23 protein-coding genes are annotated in these 19,357 nt (G+C 59.8%); 12 read left to right on the top strand and 11 right to left on the bottom strand.

Annotated elements, in window-relative coordinates; all coding sequences use genetic code 11:
* Positions 1-35: 35 nt before the first annotated feature.
* On the top strand, positions 36-332 hold the full coding sequence (locus EN745_RS06680; RefSeq protein WP_126056252.1) for a hypothetical protein: 297 nt from the start codon (positions 36-38) through the stop codon (positions 330-332).
* 117 nt (positions 333-449) lie between these two features.
* Here EN745_RS06680 and EN745_RS06675 read toward each other — a convergent pair whose 3' ends face one another.
* The 5 genes from EN745_RS06675 to EN745_RS06650 form a co-directional block, all read right to left on the bottom strand.
* A complete protein-coding gene (locus tag EN745_RS06675; RefSeq protein WP_127420829.1) occupies positions 450-2,183 on the bottom strand; it encodes an adenylate/guanylate cyclase domain-containing protein in 1,734 nt (577 codons plus the stop codon).
* 1,004 nt (positions 2,184-3,187) lie between these two features.
* On the bottom strand, positions 3,188-3,871 hold the full coding sequence (locus EN745_RS06665) for a transporter substrate-binding domain-containing protein (RefSeq protein ID WP_126056254.1): 684 nt from the start codon (positions 3,869-3,871) through the stop codon (positions 3,188-3,190).
* Positions 3,855-4,649, bottom strand: a complete 795-nt coding sequence (gene hpaI, locus EN745_RS06660) for a 4-hydroxy-2-oxoheptanedioate aldolase (protein ID WP_127420828.1) — start codon at positions 4,647-4,649, stop codon at positions 3,855-3,857. The genes EN745_RS06665 and hpaI overlap by 17 nt, the downstream gene beginning before the upstream one ends.
* Positions 4,650-4,657: 8 nt before the next feature.
* A complete protein-coding gene (locus EN745_RS06655; RefSeq protein ID WP_018237596.1) occupies positions 4,658-5,440 on the bottom strand; it encodes a fumarylacetoacetate hydrolase family protein in 783 nt (260 codons plus the stop codon).
* Between the two features lie 24 nt (positions 5,441-5,464).
* Positions 5,465-6,358, bottom strand: coding sequence for an intradiol ring-cleavage dioxygenase (locus EN745_RS06650; protein ID WP_126056256.1), 894 nt, complete (start codon positions 6,356-6,358; stop codon positions 5,465-5,467).
* A 254-nt stretch (positions 6,359-6,612) separates the two neighbouring features.
* Here EN745_RS06650 and EN745_RS06645 point away from each other — a divergent pair, with 254 nt between their 5' ends.
* From EN745_RS06645 to EN745_RS06600, 10 genes are read left to right on the top strand one after another with little or no spacing between them, the layout of a single operon-like run.
* On the top strand, positions 6,613-7,350 hold the full coding sequence (locus EN745_RS06645; protein ID WP_126056257.1) for a GntR family transcriptional regulator: 738 nt from the start codon (positions 6,613-6,615) through the stop codon (positions 7,348-7,350).
* Positions 7,350-8,171, top strand: a complete 822-nt coding sequence (locus EN745_RS06640; RefSeq protein ID WP_126056258.1) for a sugar phosphate isomerase/epimerase — start codon at positions 7,350-7,352, stop codon at positions 8,169-8,171. The genes EN745_RS06645 and EN745_RS06640 overlap by 1 nt, the downstream gene beginning before the upstream one ends.
* Positions 8,172-8,217: 46 nt before the next feature.
* Positions 8,218-8,883: an amino acid ABC transporter permease gene (locus tag EN745_RS06635; RefSeq protein ID WP_126056259.1), complete on the top strand. Its 666-nt coding sequence runs from the start codon at positions 8,218-8,220 to the stop codon at positions 8,881-8,883.
* A gap of 9 nt (positions 8,884-8,892) precedes the next feature.
* Positions 8,893-9,543 (top strand): amino acid ABC transporter permease, encoded by a 651-nt coding sequence (locus EN745_RS06630; protein WP_127404916.1) that lies wholly within the window; start codon positions 8,893-8,895, stop codon positions 9,541-9,543.
* Positions 9,544-9,583: 40 nt separating this feature from the next.
* Positions 9,584-10,408 (top strand): transporter substrate-binding domain-containing protein, encoded by an 825-nt coding sequence (locus EN745_RS06625; RefSeq protein WP_126056260.1) that lies wholly within the window; start codon positions 9,584-9,586, stop codon positions 10,406-10,408.
* Between the two features lie 8 nt (positions 10,409-10,416).
* Complete coding sequence (locus EN745_RS06620) at positions 10,417-11,190, top strand: amino acid ABC transporter ATP-binding protein (protein WP_189362980.1); 774 nt, start codon at positions 10,417-10,419, stop codon at positions 11,188-11,190.
* An 18-nt stretch (positions 11,191-11,208) separates the two neighbouring features.
* Positions 11,209-12,069 (top strand): shikimate dehydrogenase, encoded by an 861-nt coding sequence (locus EN745_RS06615; RefSeq protein WP_189362979.1) that lies wholly within the window; start codon positions 11,209-11,211, stop codon positions 12,067-12,069.
* 14 nt (positions 12,070-12,083) lie between these two features.
* The gene (locus tag EN745_RS06610) at positions 12,084-12,452 is read left to right on the top strand and encodes a 5-carboxymethyl-2-hydroxymuconate Delta-isomerase (RefSeq protein ID WP_126056263.1); all 369 of its coding nucleotides are present in this window, start codon (positions 12,084-12,086) and stop codon (positions 12,450-12,452) included.
* 34 nt (positions 12,453-12,486) lie between these two features.
* Complete coding sequence (gene aroQ / locus EN745_RS06605) at positions 12,487-12,936, top strand: type II 3-dehydroquinate dehydratase (protein ID WP_126056264.1); 450 nt, start codon at positions 12,487-12,489, stop codon at positions 12,934-12,936.
* Positions 12,937-12,943: 7 nt separating this feature from the next.
* Complete coding sequence (locus EN745_RS06600; RefSeq protein ID WP_127404917.1) at positions 12,944-13,981, top strand: Gfo/Idh/MocA family oxidoreductase; 1,038 nt, start codon at positions 12,944-12,946, stop codon at positions 13,979-13,981.
* 378 nt (positions 13,982-14,359) lie between these two features.
* Here the strand turns inward: EN745_RS06600 and EN745_RS06595 are convergent, their stop codons facing one another.
* The 6 genes from EN745_RS06595 to EN745_RS06570 are packed head-to-tail and all read right to left on the bottom strand — an operon-like array spanning position 14,360 to position 18,720.
* Entirely contained in the window at positions 14,360-15,619 is a 1,260-nt protein-coding gene (locus tag EN745_RS06595) for an ABC transporter substrate-binding protein (RefSeq protein WP_127404918.1), read from the bottom strand.
* Positions 15,620-15,668: 49 nt separating this feature from the next.
* Entirely contained in the window at positions 15,669-16,097 is a 429-nt protein-coding gene (locus EN745_RS06590) for a hypothetical protein (protein WP_127404919.1), read from the bottom strand.
* Between the two features lie 5 nt (positions 16,098-16,102).
* On the bottom strand, positions 16,103-17,158 hold the full coding sequence (locus EN745_RS06585; protein ID WP_126056268.1) for an aldo/keto reductase: 1,056 nt from the start codon (positions 17,156-17,158) through the stop codon (positions 16,103-16,105).
* Positions 17,155-17,508, bottom strand: coding sequence for a TIGR04076 family protein (locus tag EN745_RS06580; protein WP_126056269.1), 354 nt, complete (start codon positions 17,506-17,508; stop codon positions 17,155-17,157). The genes EN745_RS06585 and EN745_RS06580 overlap by 4 nt, the downstream gene beginning before the upstream one ends.
* On the bottom strand, positions 17,501-17,992 hold the full coding sequence (locus tag EN745_RS06575) for a DUF3830 family protein (protein ID WP_126056270.1): 492 nt from the start codon (positions 17,990-17,992) through the stop codon (positions 17,501-17,503). The genes EN745_RS06580 and EN745_RS06575 overlap by 8 nt, the downstream gene beginning before the upstream one ends.
* Positions 17,989-18,720 carry a GntR family transcriptional regulator gene (locus EN745_RS06570; RefSeq protein ID WP_127404920.1) on the bottom strand — a complete coding sequence of 244 codons (732 nt, stop codon included), beginning with the start codon at positions 18,718-18,720 and terminating at the stop codon, positions 17,989-17,991. Before EN745_RS06570 ends, EN745_RS06575 begins: the two co-directional genes overlap by 4 nt.
* A 163-nt stretch (positions 18,721-18,883) precedes the next feature.
* Here EN745_RS06570 and EN745_RS06565 point away from each other — a divergent pair.
* Positions 18,884-19,357: ATP-binding cassette domain-containing protein (locus EN745_RS06565; RefSeq protein ID WP_127420826.1), on the top strand; the 474-nt coding region annotated here is incomplete at its 3' end.

The raw sequence follows: 19,357 nt of genomic DNA, 5'->3' as shown, positions 1-19,357 counted from the left end.
CTGTTCGCACGAAGGCACCGTAAGGAGGTATCGCCGTGATTATCCGCATTTATCGCGGCACGGTCTTTGCTGGAAAGCAGCGTCTCTGGCAGGAGCGTGTTGAGTCGCTTTCTATTCCCTGGCTGAGGAAGCAGGCGGGCCTCATCGCCTTTTACCCCGGTAAGCCACCTGCGGAGAGTGCGGGCAGGACGTTCTGCATGGTGATGGTCTGGGATGGTCTGGAGTCGGTGAAGGCCGCTATCGGGCCAGACTGGAATAACGCGATTTATCATGGCGATGAAGCCGAGTTGATCGAGTCTGCTCAAGTCGAGCACTTCGAGCTCTTTCCGTAGGCTGCCGAGCGCAGGGCAACAATGGGGCCGATGGCGGAATGGCGGTTTTTTGGCGTCCGAGGAACAATAACGGACGTTCAGCCCAGGTGGCCCAAGTCCGAAATTGACCCAATGCGGTCATTCCGGCAAGCCCGCTGTGCGCATGCCTTCAGCTAGATGCTGGCGGTCTTCGATGCGAAACAGCGGCTCCTTGGCCACGTATCTGGCAGTGGAGAATTCTGGGATCCGCCGCAGCAAACCAGCAACGCGATCTCTCGCAAGATCGGGCTTGCCAGCCATTGCGTAGCTTGCGGCGAACCAAACCTCTTTCGAGAACGTCAAAGAACTTGATCGGCGCATGTTGACAATGGCGTCGTCATAGCGGCGCGCGTTGAAGTAGACGGCGGCGAGTTCGTCCCAATACCAAGAAGGGTTGAAGAATGGGTCGAGGCGCTTCGCCTCCAGCATCCCCTCAATGGCTCTCTCGGTTTCGCCGCGATAGTTATAGAACATCGCCAAGTCGGTGTGATTGACCGGATGGTTTGGATTTAGAGAAATGGCCTTGGCGAAATGCTGTTCACCCACTTCGTAGGCGCCGCGATCGACCTGTGCCCAAGCCATTACTAGTTGGCAAAGATGGTCGTTTTCATCGAGCGCGACGGCTATCCGCGCCATCTCGAACGCCTCGTCGCGCAAGCGGTTCGAACCACTCATGTCGAGAAACCACTCTCGCTCGATAGCTGACGACAACAATGCGTAGGCACGAGCGTAGCTGGGGTCGAGTTCGACGGCCCTTTCGAAGTAATGCCGTGCCTCTGCCTCAATCTCCGGCGTCCCAATTGGCAACGCATCACCGCGCAGGACACATTCATAGGCCGCCAGGCTGGCTGGGGGCTTGCGCAGGACCACCTCGGTGCGCGCGGCCGTCATTCGTCCTACAAGTGTTCCGACGATAGTGCGAACAATGCGATCCTGGACATCGAATATCTCGTCTTGCACACTGTCATAACGCTCTGCCCAGACGTGATTGCCCGTCGTGGCATCGATCAATTGGGCCGTTATCCGGATGCGCGTTCCCATACGGCGGACACTGCCTTCGACGAGGTACTGCACGCTGAGTTCGCGTCCCGCTCGCATCATGTCAACGTCGTCTCCGCGGAAGCGGGAGGACGAATTGCGCGACGCAACCTGCATCTGCCGGAAGCGTGAAAGCTCTGTGATCAGGTCCTCTGTAAGCCCGTCGCAGAGGTATTGCTGCTCGACATCGCCACTCATGTTCTGGAAGGGGAGGACGGCGATCGAAGGCTTGCCCTGCTGGACTAGTCGCCCTCGTGCGACTTCCGGTTCCGTCGATGCGGTACCGGACAGCATGTGATAGGCGCGCACTGGCCTGGCGATGTTTTTCAAGGTCTGCTCGCCCAGATCGACAAACTGTTCCTTGAGCTTTTCACGTACCTGCTCGTAGGCCGAACCCGACAAGCAGATTCCGTTCGGCTTCGCCAAGCCTTCCAGGCGGGCAGCGATGTTTATTCCGTCGCCCATCAGGTCTCCGTCACTCTCCTCGACGACATCGCCGACGTGGATGCCGATGCGGAATTCAATGCGCTCATCGAGAGGCAGTCCTGTGTTCCATTCGACCATGCCTTCCTGCATCTCAGCAGCGCAACGCACGGCCTCGACAACGCTGCGGAACTCCACGAGAGCGCCGTCTCCAGTACGCTTGACCACTCGTCCATCGTGTGCGGCGATCGTCGGATCGAGCAAGTCGTTCCGCAGAACCCGCAGCCGCGCAAGTGTCCGATCCTCATCCGCTTCTGCGAGGCGGCTATAGCCAACCACATCCGCTACCAGAATCGCTGCGATCTTCCGCATTTTGGTTCATCACCTGCCTTCGAATGAGAAAGATATCACGTCTCAGGAATTGTGCTGCAATGGAGCGGCGAGCCAAGTCGGCTTGTGGCGCAACCGCGACCTTGGAGTGGTCGCCTGCGACGTCAGCTTTCAGGAAACGGCAAAGCGGATCTATACGGCCGAGATGCGGCGCTAAGCAGACACGGCCTTATAAACGCTATTGTACTTCACAGCGCTCGAACCGTTCGAAAGCACTTTACTTGATCCGGAATATGGCCGCAGATCGCGTCTGCCCCATCGGAGCTGGAGATTCTCAGTCGAGTAGGAGGCAGATACGGACACGAAGGCAATTCATAGGGCAGCGAAAATCGCCGCCGAAACTATGCTATTGCCGCCGTTTTCCCTCTACTCCCACTCAATTGCTTTTATCCCAGCTAGGCCATTGATCTAGCTGGGTTTTTTCTTCGTATTGGCCTGAATTTCCGACACGCAGGCCGCCAAAAAGTTGCGATATTGATTTTAAAGAGAAAATTGTCGCAAAAATTCTTTTGAGATTTCCGCAACTATCGGTGTCAATCGGCCGATTTTCGCTCTCACGGTGTTCGGTCGCACACTGGACTCGAACGCAAAAAGTACCGTCAGCACAATCTATCACGCCCCGCTGGAGCGATCCATCCATCGCGAACCAAAAGAGCTGGCCTGCTCCATCGGGGTTCGCCTGAAACTCAACCGCTCCGAAGTCAGAAGGATCAGCGTTCTCGAGAATGAGGGGGGCATCGTCGGGACGGATGCGGTTCCATAGATCCCAGGTTGGGTCCCCACGGTACCGCGCGAGGCGATCTAAACGAGATCAGCGAGCCCGCAGCAGGCAGCAGGGATCCAATTCGGATCCCTGCTGCCTGCTGCGGCGTCGTCGGCCTCAAGGCCTCGCGCGATCGTTTCCCGGTGAACCGCGCCTGGGAGAGTGTCTCTACCGAAGGGCCGTTGACGAGAAACGTGCTCGACAGCGCCCTGCGGCTCTCTCTTCAATTGCTCGGCTTACCCGCACTGCAATGCTGCTGGATGAAGTCCGACAGGAATGTTGAAGCGTGAACGCACCTCCGATGGACAGCGATCGCCTGAGGCACTTTCGAGAATGTCCCCTCAACAACGCGGAAACCTGGATTCTCTTCGCAGAAACGTGACAGGGACTCAGTCAAGCCCGCAGCAGCATCGCACTGGGAGGACATAAGCATGTGCAGGGCGGAGGCGGGATTTTCGGTTTGGAGGAGGATCGCATTTCTAACCTGTCGCTCAAGCTGCTTTGTATACGCAGCGGTTTTGGCGGCGGCGATGCGCACCCCTTCGACGTCGACGTCCCCCACGCTGCCTAGCGGGCTGCTGTCTGACACCAGAAAGCTGGCGGTCACGGTGGTATAGGGGGCCGAGAAGGATAACATGTCGGCACGTGACGGATCGGGAGCAATGAATGCAACGTCCCACTCGTTGCCTTCGGCAGCCGCAAGAATGTCAGCGGCCGATCCGTATCGAACCAGCGACAAACAGCAGTCGAGTTCTTCCGCAAGTGTGATCGCGATCCGCGCGCTCGGTCCTGTTAGAACGCCTGTCACTGGATCGAGTTGGACAAGTGCGGCATTCGACATGTTGACCGCGGCTCTGATGACTCCCGTCGGTGCGATTTCAGTGAGGAGTTCATCGCGTTCCGGCATCGCGGGGCGCTCCTTGCGATGCAAATCGTGCCGCGAGTGCTTCCGATCCCCTCGCCAGAACAGCGACATCGACACCAACGGCAGTAAATAGTGTTCCCAGCGAGATGCACCGTGCCGCGAACTTCTCATCCGGGGTAAGAATGCCCGCAGGCTTGCCCAACGCTTTCAGGCGTTCAATCGCGCCGACAATTGCATCGACCACCTCCGGGTGGCTCGGTTGTCCCCTGTGTCCGTAACTCGCTGCAAGGTCTGCCGGTCCTACGAATACGCCATCCACTCCCTCTACCGAAGCAATCGACTCGAGGTTGCCAAGCGCTTCCCGCGTCTCAACTTGCAGCAACAGGCAAATTTCCCGTTCCGCATTTTGCGCATAGTGCGCAACTCGGCCGAAACGAGTGGCGCGTGTCAGCGCAGAAACACCACGAATTCCATCCGGAGGATATCGCACGGCCGCGACTGCGGCTTTCGCCTCTTCAGCGTTCTGAACGTAGGGGATGAGCAGTGTCTGAACGCCGATATCCAGGAAGCGCTTGATCAGAACGGGGTCGTTGATGGCCGGGCGGACGACTGGGGAAACGTCGTATGATGCGACCGCTTGCAATTGTGGCAGGACGGTCAGAACGTCACCCGGGGAATGTTCCGTATCGAACAGGAGCCAATCGAAACCTGAAGGCGCGACGATTTCCGCGGCGTAGTTTCCCGGCAGGCCACACCACAGGCCGATCTGACTTTGACCAGCAAGGAGCTTCCGCTTGAACCGATTGACGGGATGATCCAACTGGCACCTCACACGAACGACACACCGATGGAGCCAACAGGGCCATAGTCGGCCTGGATGACATCACCTTTCGCGATATCGACAGGACGCGTGAAGGAGCCGGCCAGGACTATTTGTCCCTTCTTCAGGCCACCGCCCACAGCATGAAGTTTGTTGACCAGCCACGCGATGCCGGCTGCCGGATGTCCCATGATCGCCGCCGACACGCCCGACTCCTCGATGATGCCGTTCTTGGAAAGAGTCGCTCCGACCCAACGGATATCGATGTCCATCGGGCGAATTATACGGCCGCCAACGACGAGGGCGCCGAAAGCCGCGTTGTCCGCAATTGTATCCGTGATCGCTCGAGGGACTTCGGTCCGATAGTCGATAATCTCGAGCGCCGGGACAACGAATTCGGTCGCACGCATGACGTCATAGATCCTGGTGCCGGGCCCGACGAGATCCTCACCCATAACAAAGGCCAGCTCGACCTCAAGGCGCGGCTTGATAAACAAGTCAGCCCTGATCTGCGCTCCGTCGTTGTAAAGCGCATCGTCAAGAATGCAGCCATAGTCCGGCTCCGTCATCTTCGAAGCCATCTGCATTGCGCGTGACGTCAGGCCAATCTTATGCCCGACGATCCGTGCGCCCTTGGCTACCCTCGCCTCCGCCCACAAAGCCTGAATTCGGTAGGCGTCCTCGAGCTCGAGGTTCGGGTAGGTCTCGCTGGGCTGTATGATCGGCTTGCGCTCGATTTCAGCTTTGAGCAGCGCGTCTGCCGCGGCCCGGCGTTCTTCTTCGGTGATCATATCGTTTGCTCAGCTGATTGTGATTTATTTGATCGGGGGACGCGGCAAAACGGCTTCGCCGGGCTCCATGGCATAGGTGTAGTCGAGCGAGAACCACGGACCAGGAATATCCGCTTCGGTCGGATGGGGCTCCTCATGACGAACGAAGTCGCCGGTCAACGCTGCCGTGACACCGAACTGAACATCGGAGCCGATGTTCGGGTCGCTGGGGTCGAAGACCTGGGAAATCAGCGTCTTGTATCCATACTTGAAGATCAGTGCGTGCAGGTGCGCGGGTCGGTACGGATGGCGTCCCTGAGCTTTGAGCAGGCGTCCGACCACGCCATCGACCGGGATCGGATACCCGACCATCTTGACGGTCCTGAACCAGAACCGACCTTGCTCGTCGGTCGTGAATTTGCCGCGCAAGTTCATCTCGGCCTGGTCCGGGTCCTGGTTTTCATAAAGACCGACGGGAGATGCATGCCAGACATCCACTTCAGCGCCGGCAATTGGCTTACCGTCGCGGTCAACGACCTTGGCATGCACGAATAAGGGAGTGCCCGGCGTCTCGGATCGGATGATCGACGCGCCATTTTCGACTCGCGGAGAGTTGAGGCGCCAGAATGGACCCAACAGCGACTGGGAGGTCTCGGTCTGTCCTCTGTCGCCATTGTTCAGCAGGCAGACAAGTGAAGACACGCCAAGAGAACCGGCCATCAGCACAAACTCGTTGTGGTGATCAGTATGCAGTTGCCCGATCTCGTTCAGCATGGCTGTCGCCTCCCGAAACTCGACCTCAGTCAGTCGAACCTCGCGCACGAAAGCATGAAGATGCGCGACCATCGACACGAGGATTTCTCGCAGGCGGGGGTCTTCAGTGCGATTCATCACAGCGAGGACGGCTGGCGTCAGATCGCTTTCGGTTTTGATTACCATAAGGGGCTACCTCCCGATTTGCCCGACTATCAAAATAATCGATTATCTGTCAAGGCCACCGTGGCGCATTGTCGTGACACCAAGATGCCAAAATAATCGAGACGAACACGTCTAAATTGTTGATTTAACTCTATTTAATCGAAGGAAGCGAGGTTACCTCGTGGCTTTTTCGCAGATTTCATCGCGTCCGAAGTTGACAAGAATAATCGTTTATAATACCGATCATCGACGAATGAATCTTGGGAGCCGGGACAATGGTACCGCATGATGACGGCGCATCTGCTCCGCCGGCAGAAGATGCTCCATCGTCTTCTGGATTCCTCGACGACGGCAAAAACACGATTGGGAGCCAGCTTGCATCCCGTCTTCGTGAGGCGATCATCTCCGGCGAGCTTCAGGCCGGCAGCAAGATCAATCTCGACAAGGCGCGCAAGACGTTCAACGTAAGCCTCAGTCCGCTGCGTGAAGGGTTGGCGCGGCTGATATCGGACGGTCTAGTGGAGTTCGAGGACAATCGCGGCTACCGCGTTTCATCAATCTCCCTGGCAAATCTGGAAGAGATCACCGTCCTGCGCGAAGAGCTCGAAGTCTTTGCCCTTCGCGAGTCCATGCGGATCGGCGATGTGGAGTGGGAAGGCAACGTCATGCGCGCGCTGCATCGCCTTAACCGCACTGAGCGTGACGCGGCCCGCCCCGAGACACTCGAGCGCTGGGAAGAGTTCCACCGCGAATTCCATCTGACACTTATTTCCGGCTGCGGGAAGCCAATCCTGCTCCATTTCTGCAGCCTGCTGCTTAATCTCAACGACCGTTATCGCCGGGTGTTTCTGACCCGCACGTCGGGTGACCGCAACGTCAGCCAGGAGCACAGTGAGATCGCTCAGGGAGCCGTCGCCAGGGATCTGGACTATGCGTGCGATATGTTGCGTCAGCATATCCACCGCACGGGAACCAATCTGCGCAACCACCTTGCGACAAAGGGCACCTTGTGATGACCGTCGCGACGCCAGGGCCGGGCCTTGAACTGGGCGTAGCGCATTTTTCATCGATCGCGCTGCCGCCCAAGGAATTCGCGTTGATAGCTGCTCGGGCGGGTTTTGCCTCGATAGGGCTTCGCCTGCACCCCGCCTTTCCCGGAGCCCCCTTTTACGAGTTGCCGGTGGGCAGCCACAGTGCCCAGGAGTTCAAGACAGTTGCCGATGGCGAAGGCATCAAGGTGTTCGATATCGAGTTCTTCGTGATCGACGAGAGCTTCCTTGCGGCCTCCCACGAGGCGACCGTGGCAGCCGCTGCGAACATAGGGGCGCGCCGGCTGAGTGTTTGCGGCGATGATCGAGACGGCGGCCGTCTTGCCACAAACCTGTCTGAGTTTTGCGCCCTCGCGGCGCGATATGCCATGTCAGTCGACATCGAAAACATGGGCTGGCGGACGGTAAGGACCTTTCGCGACAGCCTAGCGATCTTGAATGCCTGTGGAGCAGAGAACGCCGGTGCCCTTGTTGACGGGATTCACTTCTTCCGAAACGGCGCCTCGATCGACGAGCTTCGCGCAAATTCAGGGAAGGTAAAGCACATCCAGCTTTGCGACGTCCGCGGGCCTGCGCCCAAAACATCGGACGCAATGATCGCCGAGGCGAGAAGCGGCAGGCTCGCTCCTGGAGAAGGCGAACTGCCATTGAAGGACCTCTGTGCGGCAACTGAACACGGCGCTGCTATCTCGGTCGAAGTGCCACTCGTCGGGCCGGTGGACCCGAAAGCACATTTAAAACATCTGCATGCCGGCGCACTGGGAATTTTGAAACCAGATCACTGATCTGGCGCCGACGCGGCCTAGGCCGGTCAGGAGGAGGAAGTCTTACATGTATACGTTTGATTTCGGTGCGGTCCTCGACCGCGCCCCGGAATTGCTATGGGGTTCGCTTGGAACGGTTGGCCTTGCGTTAGCTGGGATGCTCCTCGCACTCGTCATCGGGCTCCTGGGCGTCGTTGCAAGGAGTTCCAAGAGCGGGATCACGCGGGCTGCCGTGATCATGTTCGTCGAGGTTGTGCGCAATACGCCATTCCTGGTGCAGATCTTCTTCATATATTTTGCCCTTCCTCTCATGGGCATCCGCCTCAATCCGACCGTCACGGCGATCATTGCCCTCGGCATCAATGGTGGGGCCTACGCAATCGAGATCATCCGCGGCGGGATCGAGAGCGTTTCGCGCGGCCAGATCGAGGCAGGTTTCGCACTTGGTCTTCACAAGGCGGATGTCTTCCGGCTCATCGTGCTCAAGCCGGCGCTGCGGGCGATTTATCCCTCGCTCACAAGCCAGTTCATTATGCTGACACTGACAACGTCTGTCTGCACCTCGATCGCCGCCTACGAGCTGACCTCGGCCGCTCAGCGCATTGAGTCTGACACTTTCCGCAGCTTCGAAGTCTATTTCACGGTGACCGCTATCTACCTGGCCATCTCAAGCCTGATGATGGGCCTCTTTGCGCTCATTTCTCGCCACTACTTCAACTACCCGACGCGATAGGAAGCAGCCATGGGTCCCATCGGAGAAGATCAATTTCTCTTTTTGATGCAGGGTTTGAAATGGACCGTGCTGCTTGCGATCGTGGGCTTCATCGGTGGGGGGATATTCGGAATCCTGATCGCGCTCTTGCGCACCTCGAAGAACAAGGTCGCCCGGACGATCACCGCAGGGTATATCGGCGTCTTCCAGGGCACGCCCCTTCTGATGCAGCTCTTCGTTGTCTATTACGGCGTTGCGCTGTTGGGCATCGACGTTAACGCGTGGATTGCGGTCGCAGTCGCCTTCACGCTCCATGCCAGCGCCTTCCTGGGCGAGATCTGGCGCGGCTCCATCCAGGCTGTGCCGAAGGGCCAGACGGAAGCCGCCAACGCCCTCGGTTTGCATTATGTCTCGCGGATGAAAGACGTCATTCTGCCGCAGGCCCTGAAAATATCGATGCCGGCCACGATCGGCTTCCTTGTCCAGCTCACCAAGGGCACGTCGCTGGCAGCAATCGTTGGCTTCATTGAACTGACCCGCGCCGGTCAGATCATTTCAAACCAGACCTATCGTCCGCTGCTCGTCTTCGGGATCGTCGGCGCAATCTACTTCATCATTTGCTGGCCGCTCTCCCATGCGGGAAGTCGCCTTGAAAAACGGATGGCGAAAGCTGCCCGCTAACCGCTTCGCTGGAAGCAAAACTCGTAAGGAGGAGAATAGCATGCATAACAGTCGTAGGATTTTTCTTGGACTTGCACTGGCAACTATTGCCTTCGCAACCATTGGCACTGCCGCAGCCTCTGCGGCAACTGTAGAGGAAATCAAGGCAAAAGGCACGCTCGTGGTCGGCATCCAGGGTGACAATGCGCCATGGGGGTTCGTCAACACAAGCGGCGTGCAGGACGGCTTCGACGCTGACATCGCCAACCTTTTTGCCAAGGAATTGGGCGTGAAGGTTCAATTCCAGCCACTCGCCGTTGCCAACCGAATTCCGGCGCTTACCACCGGCAAAGTCGACATCCTGTTCGCAACGATGGCGATGACGGAAGAACGCGCGAAAGCAATTCAGTACAGCAAGCCTTACGCCGCCAACACGATTTCGCTGTATGCTGCCAAATCCGACACCGTTACGAAGCCTGAAGACGTTGCCGGATGGGAGATCGGCGTTCCGAAATCCAGTTCGCAGGACAAGGCAGTAACGAACGCCGTCGGATCCACCGCAACGGTTCGCCGCTTTGATGACGACGCCGCAACCATCCAGGCTTTGGTCTCCGGACAGGTAAAGGCGGTTGGGGGCAACCAGTTCTATGGTCAACGTCTGGATGCGGCGAGTGCCGGCACGTACGAGCGCAAGATTAACTTTTTGACGACCTACAACGGCGTCGGTACCCGTCTCGGCGAGAAGGACTGGAACGAAGCCGTCAACGCCTTCATCGACAAAATCAAGGCCAATGGTGAGCTCGCCGCCATCACGAAGAAATGGATGGCGATCGATCTGCCGCAGTTCCCGGAATCCATTCCGAACATCCCGTTCACCGTGCAGTAAAAGCCCAAATGGAGGGTTCCGTGCTCAATTCCGCAAAACATCAATCGAAGCTGATTTCCCTTGAGGATGTGCAGAAGTGGTACGGCACTTTCCATGCCTTGAAATCCATCAGTTTGTCGGTCCGCAAAGGCGAAAAGATCGTCCTCTGCGGGCCGTCAGGCTCCGGGAAATCAACGTTAATCCGCTGCATCAATGCCCTCGAGACGATCGAGGAAGGCAAGATCGTCGTCGAGGGTCACGTACTGGACGGAAGCACCAAATCCATCGACGCTGTACGTCGCGAAGTGGGAATGGTCTTCCAGAGCTTCAATCTCTTCCCCCACATAACCGTACTTCAGAACTGTACCCTCGCCCCAATGCGTGTTCGTGGCGTGAGCCACGCTGACGCAGAGCGACTGGCTCGAAAATATCTCGAGCGCGTTCGTATCCTTGACCAGGCGGACAAATATCCCGCGCAGCTATCGGGCGGACAACAACAACGCGTCGCCATCGCCCGCGCGCTCTGCATGGAGCCGAAGGTCATGCTCTTCGACGAACCGACCTCTGCCCTCGATCCCGAAATGGTGAAAGAGGTGCTCGACACCATGATCGGGCTCGCCCGTGACGGCATGACGATGATCTGTGTCACGCACGAGATGGGGTTTGCCCGTCAGGTCGCTGACCGCGTCATCTTCATGGACTCCGGAGAAATTGTCGAAGAGGCCGAACCGGAGGTCTTCTTCAAGTCTCCCGAGCACCAGCGCACGAAAACCTTCCTCGGTGAAATCCTGGCCCATCACTGACTTTCGAAAGCGATGCCAATGCACAACAAGAAATTCCTCGTGGGGCTGATCGGTGCCGACATTCAAATGTCAAAGTCCCCGGCCCTCCACGAAACGGAGGGGCGACGCCAGGGCCTCGATTACCGTTACGAGCTTCTCGACTTCTCCGAGCGAGGCCTTCCCGCCTCCGCGCTGCCGGACCTCCTGGACGAGGCAGAGCAGCGCGGTTTTGCCGGCAGCAACATTACACATCCGTGCAAGCAGACGGTGATCGCCCACCTCAGTCGCCTTTCCGAGGATGCAGAGATGCTCGGTGCGGTCAACACCGTGGTCTTTCGCAACGGCGAGAGGATCGGCCACAACACGGATTGGTACGGTTTCTACGAGAATTTCCAGCGCGGACTTCCGGACGTCGCCAAGTCGCATGCCGTGCTGCTTGGCGCCGGCGGCGCCGGTGTCGCCGTGGCCCATGCAGCAATCAAGCTCGGTATTGAGACATTGTCGATCTTTGACCAGGATTCAAAACGGGCGGAAACCTTGGCCCAGCAGTTGAACGATCGGTTCTCAAGGGATTGCGCGCGTGCCACGACGGATGTCGGCAGCGCCCTGCGCTCCGCGGACGGCCTTATCCACGCGACGCCGACGGGTATGAAGAGCCATCCTGGTTTGCCCATAGATGCGGAATGGCTTCTGCCACGGCATTGGGTGGCCGACATCGTCTATATGCCACTCGTCACAGAGCTCCTTGCTCTCGCCGAAGGAAAAGGCTGCCGGACCCTTCGGGGCGGCGGCATGACCGTCTACCAGGCAGCAGCGGCTTTCGAATTGTTCACCGGGATAGCACCGGACGCAGACCGCATGTCCCTTCACTTTACGGACCTGTGCCGCCTGTCGGCTTGATGGGGAAATGCCAAATGCCGCATATCATCATCGACTATAGCCGGGGCGCAGGCGAGCATGTAGCCATGGATCGACTGACGCTGACCGTGCATCGCTGCGTTCGCGATGGCGGCCTTGTGAAACCTTCCGCCGTGCGCACGCTTGCGCGGGAGGCGACATACTCCTGCGTTGGCGATGAGCATGTCGATCATCATTTCATCCAAATCATCGTGCGGATGGCACCGGGTCGTACTGCAAAGACCAAGCAGAAGCTTCTCACTGCCGTTCTCGAGGCCGCGCGGACGATCGCCGCGCCTGCTCTCGAAGCTGGAAAGCTCGGCCTGCGCGCGGATCTCTACGAGTCGGACCCTGATTTTGCCGTTCAAGCAATCGCGTTCGTCTGACCAGGACAGCGTTGCTCAAGAAGGACACTATGCCATGAGCCTGATCTACGTTCTCAACGGACCAAACCTCAACCTGCTTGGCAAACGCCAGCCACATATCTACGGGCATGAAACGCTCGCAGACGTAGCGGCGGACTGCCGCAAGCTGGCAGCCGACCTCGGCCATGAAATCCTCTTTCATCAGAGCAACCGGGAATACGAGATCATCGATTGGATTCATGAGGCGCGCGAGGACGGTGCGGGCATCGTCATCAACCCGGCAGCCTTCACCCATACCTCGATCGCGATCCTCGACGCTCTGAACACATTCGAGGGGCCTGTGATCGAGATCCACATCTCCAATGTGCACAAGCGCGAAAGCTTCCGACACCATTCGTTCGTTTCGCACCGCGCGGACGGCGTGATCTGCGGCCTTGGTACGGAAGGATACCAGCTTGCCATCCGACGTGCGGCGACAATGATCAAGGCGGCGGGCAAGTGCTGAGGTGACCATGACCCAACGGGTCAAGCTGGCCGTCGTTGGGGCAGGCCTCATCGGCAAGCGCCATATTCAGCACGTCCTGGCCGAGCCCTCGGCGCAACTCAGCGCCGTGGTCGATCCCACGCCGGTTGGCGAGACCATTGCCAAGGAAGCCGGCGTGAAGTGGTTTCCAGGCTTCGCGGACATGATTGCCGCAGACCGACCTGATGGGATCATCGTGGCTACGCCAAACCCGGCTCACGTCCAGAACGGGTTGGAAGCCGTTGAAGCCGGCATTCCTGCACTCATCGAGAAGCCAATCGCCGATGACATTGCATCCGGGGAAAAGCTGATCGCAGCGGCTGAGGCAAAAGGTGTTCCTCTTTTGACCGGTCATCACCGCCGACACAATCCGATGATGCAGAAGGCAAAGGAAATCATCGAAAGCGGAAAGCTTGGTCGCGTTCTTGTTGTCAATGCGATGTTCTGGCTATTCAAACCCGACGACTACTTCGACATCTCGTGGCGTCGTGAGCGCGGCGCGGGGCCGGTTTTCCTCAATCTCATCCACGATGTCGACAATCTGCGCTACCTTTTCGGCGATGTGGCTGCGGTTCAGGCACGCGAGTCCAACGCGGTGCGCGGCAACGCAGTTGAGGAAACGGCTGTGATCCTGATTGAGTTCAAGAACGGAGTGTTGGGAACTGCGACAGTCTCGGACGCGGTGGTCGCACCGTGGAGCTGGGAGATGACAACCGGAGAGAATCCGGCTTACCCCAAGACCGAGCAATCCTGTTACATGATCGGAGGGACGCACGGATCGCTGGCTGTTCCGTCGCTCGAGGTCTGGCGCAATCCTGGTAAACGGAGTTGGTGGGAACCCTTTGACCAAACGCGTATCGAGGTCGACGACGAGGACCCACTTGTTCTGCAGATCAGACAATTCTGCAAGGTGATCCGCGGAGACGAACCGCCGCTTGTCAGCGGGCGTGAGGGGCTCAAAACCTTGAGGGTGGTCGATGCGGTAAAACGCTCGGCGGCAACGGGAGAACGTATCGAGTTGAACTGACGCATGAGTAATGTGACCGCCTGCTCGCCCTTCGCGTCTCCTTGCTTGCGGTGCGATGAGACGCCGGCTCAACACCGCGCTTTTGGCGGAGGAACCGTCGCCGCCTTATCCCATGTGAATGTTTGCCGCTGGCGGTCGCCGCCTGAATCGAGCCTTGGCCAGGGCGCATTGTGCGCTGCCGCCGCCGCGCCTGAACCAGCAAAGTCCGGTGACGCACGACACGCCCCGGCGGGCCTGGTCAATGTGCAGCCCTCACCGGCACATGCACCACGGCCGCACAGCGTCGTCCCCCGCTGAACGCTCGACGCATCTGTATCCTTACAAAGCTATCTCGCTTGGCGCCGATCTCAATTGCGCTCGGCGCCAAGCGAATGACCTTTACTGCAACTTCGCCTGCAGCGCATTGACATCATCCGTCGTCATCTCGCCGTCGGTCGTCACATTGCCGTCGACGATCTTCCACAAGCGGAACGGACCGGTAATGTCGCCATATTTGTCGAAAGAAACCGGACCGATGACGCCTTCGTAGCGGATCGGCTTGCCGTCCTTGATCAGGCCGAGCGCTTTGGCGAATTCGTCCTTGCCGGCATAGATCGGCGTGCCGGCCGGATCGACCGCCTTGTACATGGCGTCCTTGATCTTGGCCGGGTCGTCGGAGCCGGCGATGGCGATGGCAAGCCCGACAATGGCGCCGGCGTCGTAGGAACGATCGGCGGCCGGGTTCGATGGCTCGATGCCTGAGAATTCCTTGTAGTTCTTGTTGAAATAATCGGTCGACGCGGTCGGGCTGGTGCCGGAGGAGGTGCCGTAGGCGTCCTTGAGATAGTCGGCGCCGACGGAATCGATGAAATCGGGACTGTTCATGCCGTCGTTGAGCAGGAACTTCTGCACCCCGCCCTGCGAGATCCAGGTGCGGGCGACGGTGGCGCCGTCGACCGGCGTGCTGACGAGATAGAGCCCGTCCGGTTCGCCGGCCATCGCCGCCGTGACTTCCGACGCATAGCTCGACTGCTTCTCGTTGTAGGGCGTGTCAGAGACGATAGTGCCGCCGAGCGCCTTATAGGCGCGCGAGAACTCGGCCACCATGTTGACGCCGAAGTCGTTGTTGACATGGATGACCGAGAGCTTCTTGAAGCCCTTGTCGATGGCGTATTTGGCGGCGGCCACGCCCTGCAGCGCATCCGAGGTGATGGTGCGGAAGAAGATGCCGTTGGTCTTGCCGTCGCGGCCGAGCGCGGTCAGCGTCGGCGACGAGGAAGCGGGTGAGACCTGGACGATCTTGGCTGGCGCGGTGACCGAGGTGAGGATCGGGATCGACACCGAGGAGATAATGCCGCCGATGATCACAGGCACCTTCTTGACCTGGACGAGCTGGGTCGCGGCATCGACCGCGACATTGCCTTGGCTCTGGCTGTCGCGCGTGTCGGTCGCAAGGTCGCAGCCGCGTACCCCACCCGCGGCATTGATGTCGCGGAAGGCCATCTCGACCGACTTGGCGCCGGCCTGGCCGTATTCGCCGGCGGGGCCTGTCAACTCCATGACGAGGCCGACGGTGATCTTGCAATCGGCGGCTTGAGCCGCACCTGCCAACGTGACGAGAGCGAGCGCGGCGGTGAATTTCAGTATCGTGTTTCTCATTGTTGTTCCCCTTGAGTTACTCGATTGTGGTCTGATGTCTTGAGCCTGTTCAGCGTTCCGGCACCTGCAACCAGGTCTCATGCAGATGTCGCCATTCGACGCCGTTTGGCGCCGATGAACTGGTGGTGAAGACGGCGCTCGACTGGCGGCGGCTGCGCTTGCCGCCGCGCAGCTGCGCCTCGACATAGAGGACGACGATCGTGTCGTCGGTTTGCCAGCCGGGCCGGATGTCCTCGATCGAGATGGCAAAGCCGTCATCGAAGGTGGCGCGGCTTTGTCTGACATGGTCGACGACCACATCGCGACCGAGGATCGCGCCGCTCGGCGCGATCATGGTCAAGCCTTCGCCCATGACGGCTTCGAAGCGACCGAAGTCGACGGTGTCGGCACGCGCGGCGACGAACCAGTCGACGAAGAAGCGATGCAGATCGACGATCTCGGTGCTGGCGCGGGAAAACAGCGAGGCCTGCTGGCTCATGGCGCTCACATCCGACCCGCGTTCAAATTGTAGTGCATGATCGAGCCGTGGCGGCCATGGCGGTCGCGCTCCAGCGTGTAGACGTCACCTTCGAGGCCGGGGCTTTGCGCGATCACGGCGCCGATCGTCGCCTTGTCGTCGGGGCTCAGTTGCACGTCCATGATTGCCGCATTGGCAAGCGCATGCGCCTGGTTGCGGGCGCCGACGATGACGGCCGCGACCTGCGGCTGTTCCAGCACCCAGGCGCTGGCGATCGTGGCGATGTCGACGCCGTGGCGATCGCCGGCCGTCTTCAATGCCCGCAGCAATTGCTGGAACAGGTCCCAACCGCCAAAGTCGTCGATGATAAGCTTGTATTTGACCAGCGATCGGTTTTCGAGCGGCGTCGCCGGTTCGGCAGCGCCAAGCCATCGATCGCTGAGGAAGCCGCCAGCTACGGAACCGTAGCAGAGGAAGCCGACGCCGTTCCTGGCGGCAAGGGCCGCAAGCCTGTCCGCCGGCCGCTGGTCGAGCACCGAATATTGTAGTTGCTGACTGACCAGCGGAATGCCTGCCGCGAGGATCTCGGCGAGCCGCGGCGTGTCGAAATTGGTGGTGCCGAGGTTGCGCACCTTGCCCTCGCGGCGCAGCTCGTCGAGCCAGGCCATGGCCTCGACATAGCGAGGCTGCGCATAATCCCACCAGTGGAACTGCACGAGATCGATGCGCTCGGTCTTCAGCCTGCGCAGCGACTGGTCGACGATGCTCCTGATATAGTCGCGGCTGATGCCGGCCAGCCGTTCGAGGTCGGGCACCAGCTTGGTGTGCACCTTCATCCTGGCGGCGGCATCAAGGCCGCGCTCGTTGGCGAGCCGCAGCCGCGCGGCGCCGAACAGCTCCTCGACGCCGGTGTAGATGTCGGCGCAGTCATAGGTGAAGATACCGGCGTCAAGAGTGGCGATCAGGTCGGCCACCGCCTGCTCGCGGTCTATCGCGCCATGACCGCCGGCCAGTTGCCAGCCGCCGCGGATGACGCGCGAGATGGTGTAGCCGGTGGCGAGTTCGAAAGTCCTGGCAGTCATTTGTGCTCCGTCTTCCCCGGCAGCGGCACCGCCGTCGTTTCGGCATGGCTGAACCGCCGCTTGGCCACCCTGACGATCCTGAGCCGGCTGGCGCAGTTCGGATCGGGACAGGCGATCTCGGCGTCCGACGTCATCCAGTCATTGGCGTGCGTCGGCCGCTGCTTGGCCGCCAGCAGCGGCAGCACGGCGGCTAGCGAATAGATCGAAAAGCCCTGCCCGGCCGGCAACGACAACATCTCGCCCTTTAGGTCGAAATAGTCGCCCGCCTTGGCGCCGCAATAGATCGGCTTGCCTTCGGGGATGACCGCCTCTACGCGAAGATCGAAGAGCTCGAAACTGTCGTCAGCCATTTGAGGCCTCCACCAGGCTGAAGGAGATGTCGGAGGCGCCGTTGCGGCGGATGACGGCGCAGGCAGTGGCGAACTGATCGCGCTCCTCGGCAACCACCTGCGCCACCACGCTGCCGGCGAGCCAGCCGATCGGGAACAGAAGCCGCGCGCCTGGCCCGTAGAACAGGCCGATGTCGAAGATGGCATTGGGGTTGCCGCCCCAGACGCGCCGCGGCACGTAGGACAGCACGATGTCGCCAGGCTGCGGCGTCAGCGTCGCGTTTTCTGCTGGCAGAGGCTGAGCATAGGCCTGGCCCGCAAGATCGGCAGCGGGAACCGGACAGGAGATTTCAGGCCCGGTCCACATCGCATGGATGCCGGGGATGATCCGCGGCCTACCGAGATAGGCACCCAGGAAAGCAACGTTTTCCGGCGCTTTCTCGGGCAGCAACAGCGCCGTCACGGAAAGCTTCGAGCGCGGCTCGGTGATCCTGATGGAAGTCATGTCTGGTCTTTCGCTGCCGATTGCAGCTTGTGGCGCAGGAAGGTGAACGGCCGGCTGATATCGGCGACAAGCGCTTCGCGCGCTGCCTGAGCGTCCTGCGTGGCCAGCGCCGTGACGATACGGCGGTGATACTGGGCTGTGTCGACCTCGCCGGCTTCCGAAAAGGCGTAGATGGCGACGCGGATGCAGGGGCCAGATTGCAGCCACAGGCTCTCGATCATCGGGATCAGCACCGCCGAGCCGCAGGACCGGTAGATTTCGAAATGAAAGCTCTGGTTCAGCGTCACTTCGCGATCGACATCCTTCTTGTGCTTGAGCGCGCGCATTTCGTCCCATTCGCCCAGAATGGTCTCGATGGTGGCGATCTGGCGCGGGCCCATGCGGGTCACGGCCAGTGCAATCGCTTCGCCCTCGATCAGGATGCGAGCGCGCAAAAGATCGTCGATGCGTTCCAGCGTGATCGGCGGCACGCGCACCGAGCGGTTGGGCAGCGCTTCCAGGGCCTTTTCGGTGATCAGTCGTCCGAGCGCCTCGCGCACCGGCATGGTCGAGGTCACCAGCGCGTCGGCAAGGCCGCGGATGGTCAGCATCTGGCTTGGCTCGAACAGGCCGCCAATCAGAGCGCGGCGCAGCTCTGAATAGACCCGGTCCTGAACGGTCTCTCGGCCGACAGGCGCAAGCTGGGCGCCGATCGCATCGTTCTTCCGCTCGGCGGTAGCCTTCTGCATGGCGTTCCGATCCTGGCCCGTTTTTGGCCGGCTTCTCTTTTGACAAGGGCTTGGCCGTTTTCGGCTTGCGGATAAAATTAAAGCCGAATACCGTGATCAAAGCAAGTGTGATCACATATCAAAATTCAGAAAGCGACAACGATCGCTGCGGCCAGAGGGACTGATGATCGAGACGGCGACACAGCATGGGCCGGAGACCCGTGCGCCGGTTCTGACAGCGAGCAACCTCGTCAGGCGCTTCGGTGGTCTTGTCGCGGTCAACGACGTGTCGTTCGAGGTAGGGTCGGGCGAAATCCTCGGACTAATCGGTCCGAACGGCGCCGGAAAGACGACGATGTTCGACCTTCTGGCCGGCAGCATCCTGCCAACCAGCGGCGAGATCCGTCTCAACGGGACCCTGGTATCGGGCGAGGCCGCGCACCGCCGCATCGGACGTGGCCTCGGCCGCACCTTCCAGATTCCGCGGCCGCTGCCCAATTTGACGCTGATCGAGAACGTCATGCTTGCCGCGCAAGGGCAGACCGGCGAGCGGCTGCTTGCCAATTTCCTCACGCCGTGGCGGGTCGCCGCCGAGGAGAGAGCCGCCGCGAGGAAAGCCGCCGAGTTGCTGGAACTCGTCTCGCTGACCCGGCTGGCG

Origin of the sequence: Mesorhizobium sp. M4A.F.Ca.ET.022.05.2.1 (assembly GCF_003998845.1) — a bacterium.
Lineage (GTDB): Bacteria > Pseudomonadota > Alphaproteobacteria > Rhizobiales > Rhizobiaceae > Mesorhizobium.
The sequence above is the reverse complement of the archived record's forward strand: the minus strand, read 5'-3'. Positions and strand labels throughout refer to the sequence as shown.

Bases quoted from the DNA above. Each gene is read 5' to 3' on its own strand.
- EN745_RS06630 (WP_127404916.1), top strand. From the start codon at position 8,893: ATGGGTCCCATCGGAGAAGATCAATTTCTCTTTTTGATGCAGGGTTTG.
- EN745_RS06585 (WP_126056268.1), bottom strand. From the start codon at position 17,158: ATGACTGCCAGGACTTTCGAACTCGCCACCGGCTACACCATCTCGCGC.
- EN745_RS06615 (WP_189362979.1), top strand. From the start codon at position 11,209: ATGCACAACAAGAAATTCCTCGTGGGGCTGATCGGTGCCGACATTCAA.
- EN745_RS06625 (WP_126056260.1), top strand. From the start codon at position 9,584: ATGCATAACAGTCGTAGGATTTTTCTTGGACTTGCACTGGCAACTATT.
- EN745_RS06580 (WP_126056269.1), bottom strand. From the start codon at position 17,508: ATGGCTGACGACAGTTTCGAGCTCTTCGATCTTCGCGTAGAGGCGGTC.
- EN745_RS06575 (WP_126056270.1), bottom strand. From the start codon at position 17,992: ATGACTTCCATCAGGATCACCGAGCCGCGCTCGAAGCTTTCCGTGACG.
- EN745_RS06645 (WP_126056257.1), top strand. From the start codon at position 6,613: ATGGTACCGCATGATGACGGCGCATCTGCTCCGCCGGCAGAAGATGCT.
- EN745_RS06675 (WP_127420829.1), bottom strand. From the start codon at position 2,183: ATGCGGAAGATCGCAGCGATTCTGGTAGCGGATGTGGTTGGCTATAGC.
- aroQ (WP_126056264.1), top strand. From the start codon at position 12,487: ATGAGCCTGATCTACGTTCTCAACGGACCAAACCTCAACCTGCTTGGC.
- EN745_RS06610 (WP_126056263.1), top strand. From the start codon at position 12,084: ATGCCGCATATCATCATCGACTATAGCCGGGGCGCAGGCGAGCATGTA.
- EN745_RS06635 (WP_126056259.1), top strand. From the start codon at position 8,218: ATGTATACGTTTGATTTCGGTGCGGTCCTCGACCGCGCCCCGGAATTG.
- EN745_RS06620 (WP_189362980.1), top strand. From the start codon at position 10,417: ATGGAGGGTTCCGTGCTCAATTCCGCAAAACATCAATCGAAGCTGATT.
- EN745_RS06640 (WP_126056258.1), top strand. From the start codon at position 7,350: ATGACCGTCGCGACGCCAGGGCCGGGCCTTGAACTGGGCGTAGCGCAT.
- EN745_RS06650 (WP_126056256.1), bottom strand. From the start codon at position 6,358: ATGGTAATCAAAACCGAAAGCGATCTGACGCCAGCCGTCCTCGCTGTG.
- EN745_RS06665 (WP_126056254.1), bottom strand. From the start codon at position 3,871: ATGCCGGAACGCGATGAACTCCTCACTGAAATCGCACCGACGGGAGTC.
- EN745_RS06595 (WP_127404918.1), bottom strand. From the start codon at position 15,619: ATGAGAAACACGATACTGAAATTCACCGCCGCGCTCGCTCTCGTCACG.
- EN745_RS06570 (WP_127404920.1), bottom strand. From the start codon at position 18,720: ATGCAGAAGGCTACCGCCGAGCGGAAGAACGATGCGATCGGCGCCCAG.
- EN745_RS06590 (WP_127404919.1), bottom strand. From the start codon at position 16,097: ATGAGCCAGCAGGCCTCGCTGTTTTCCCGCGCCAGCACCGAGATCGTC.
- EN745_RS06600 (WP_127404917.1), top strand. From the start codon at position 12,944: ATGACCCAACGGGTCAAGCTGGCCGTCGTTGGGGCAGGCCTCATCGGC.
- EN745_RS06655 (WP_018237596.1), bottom strand. From the start codon at position 5,440: ATGATCACCGAAGAAGAACGCCGGGCCGCGGCAGACGCGCTGCTCAAA.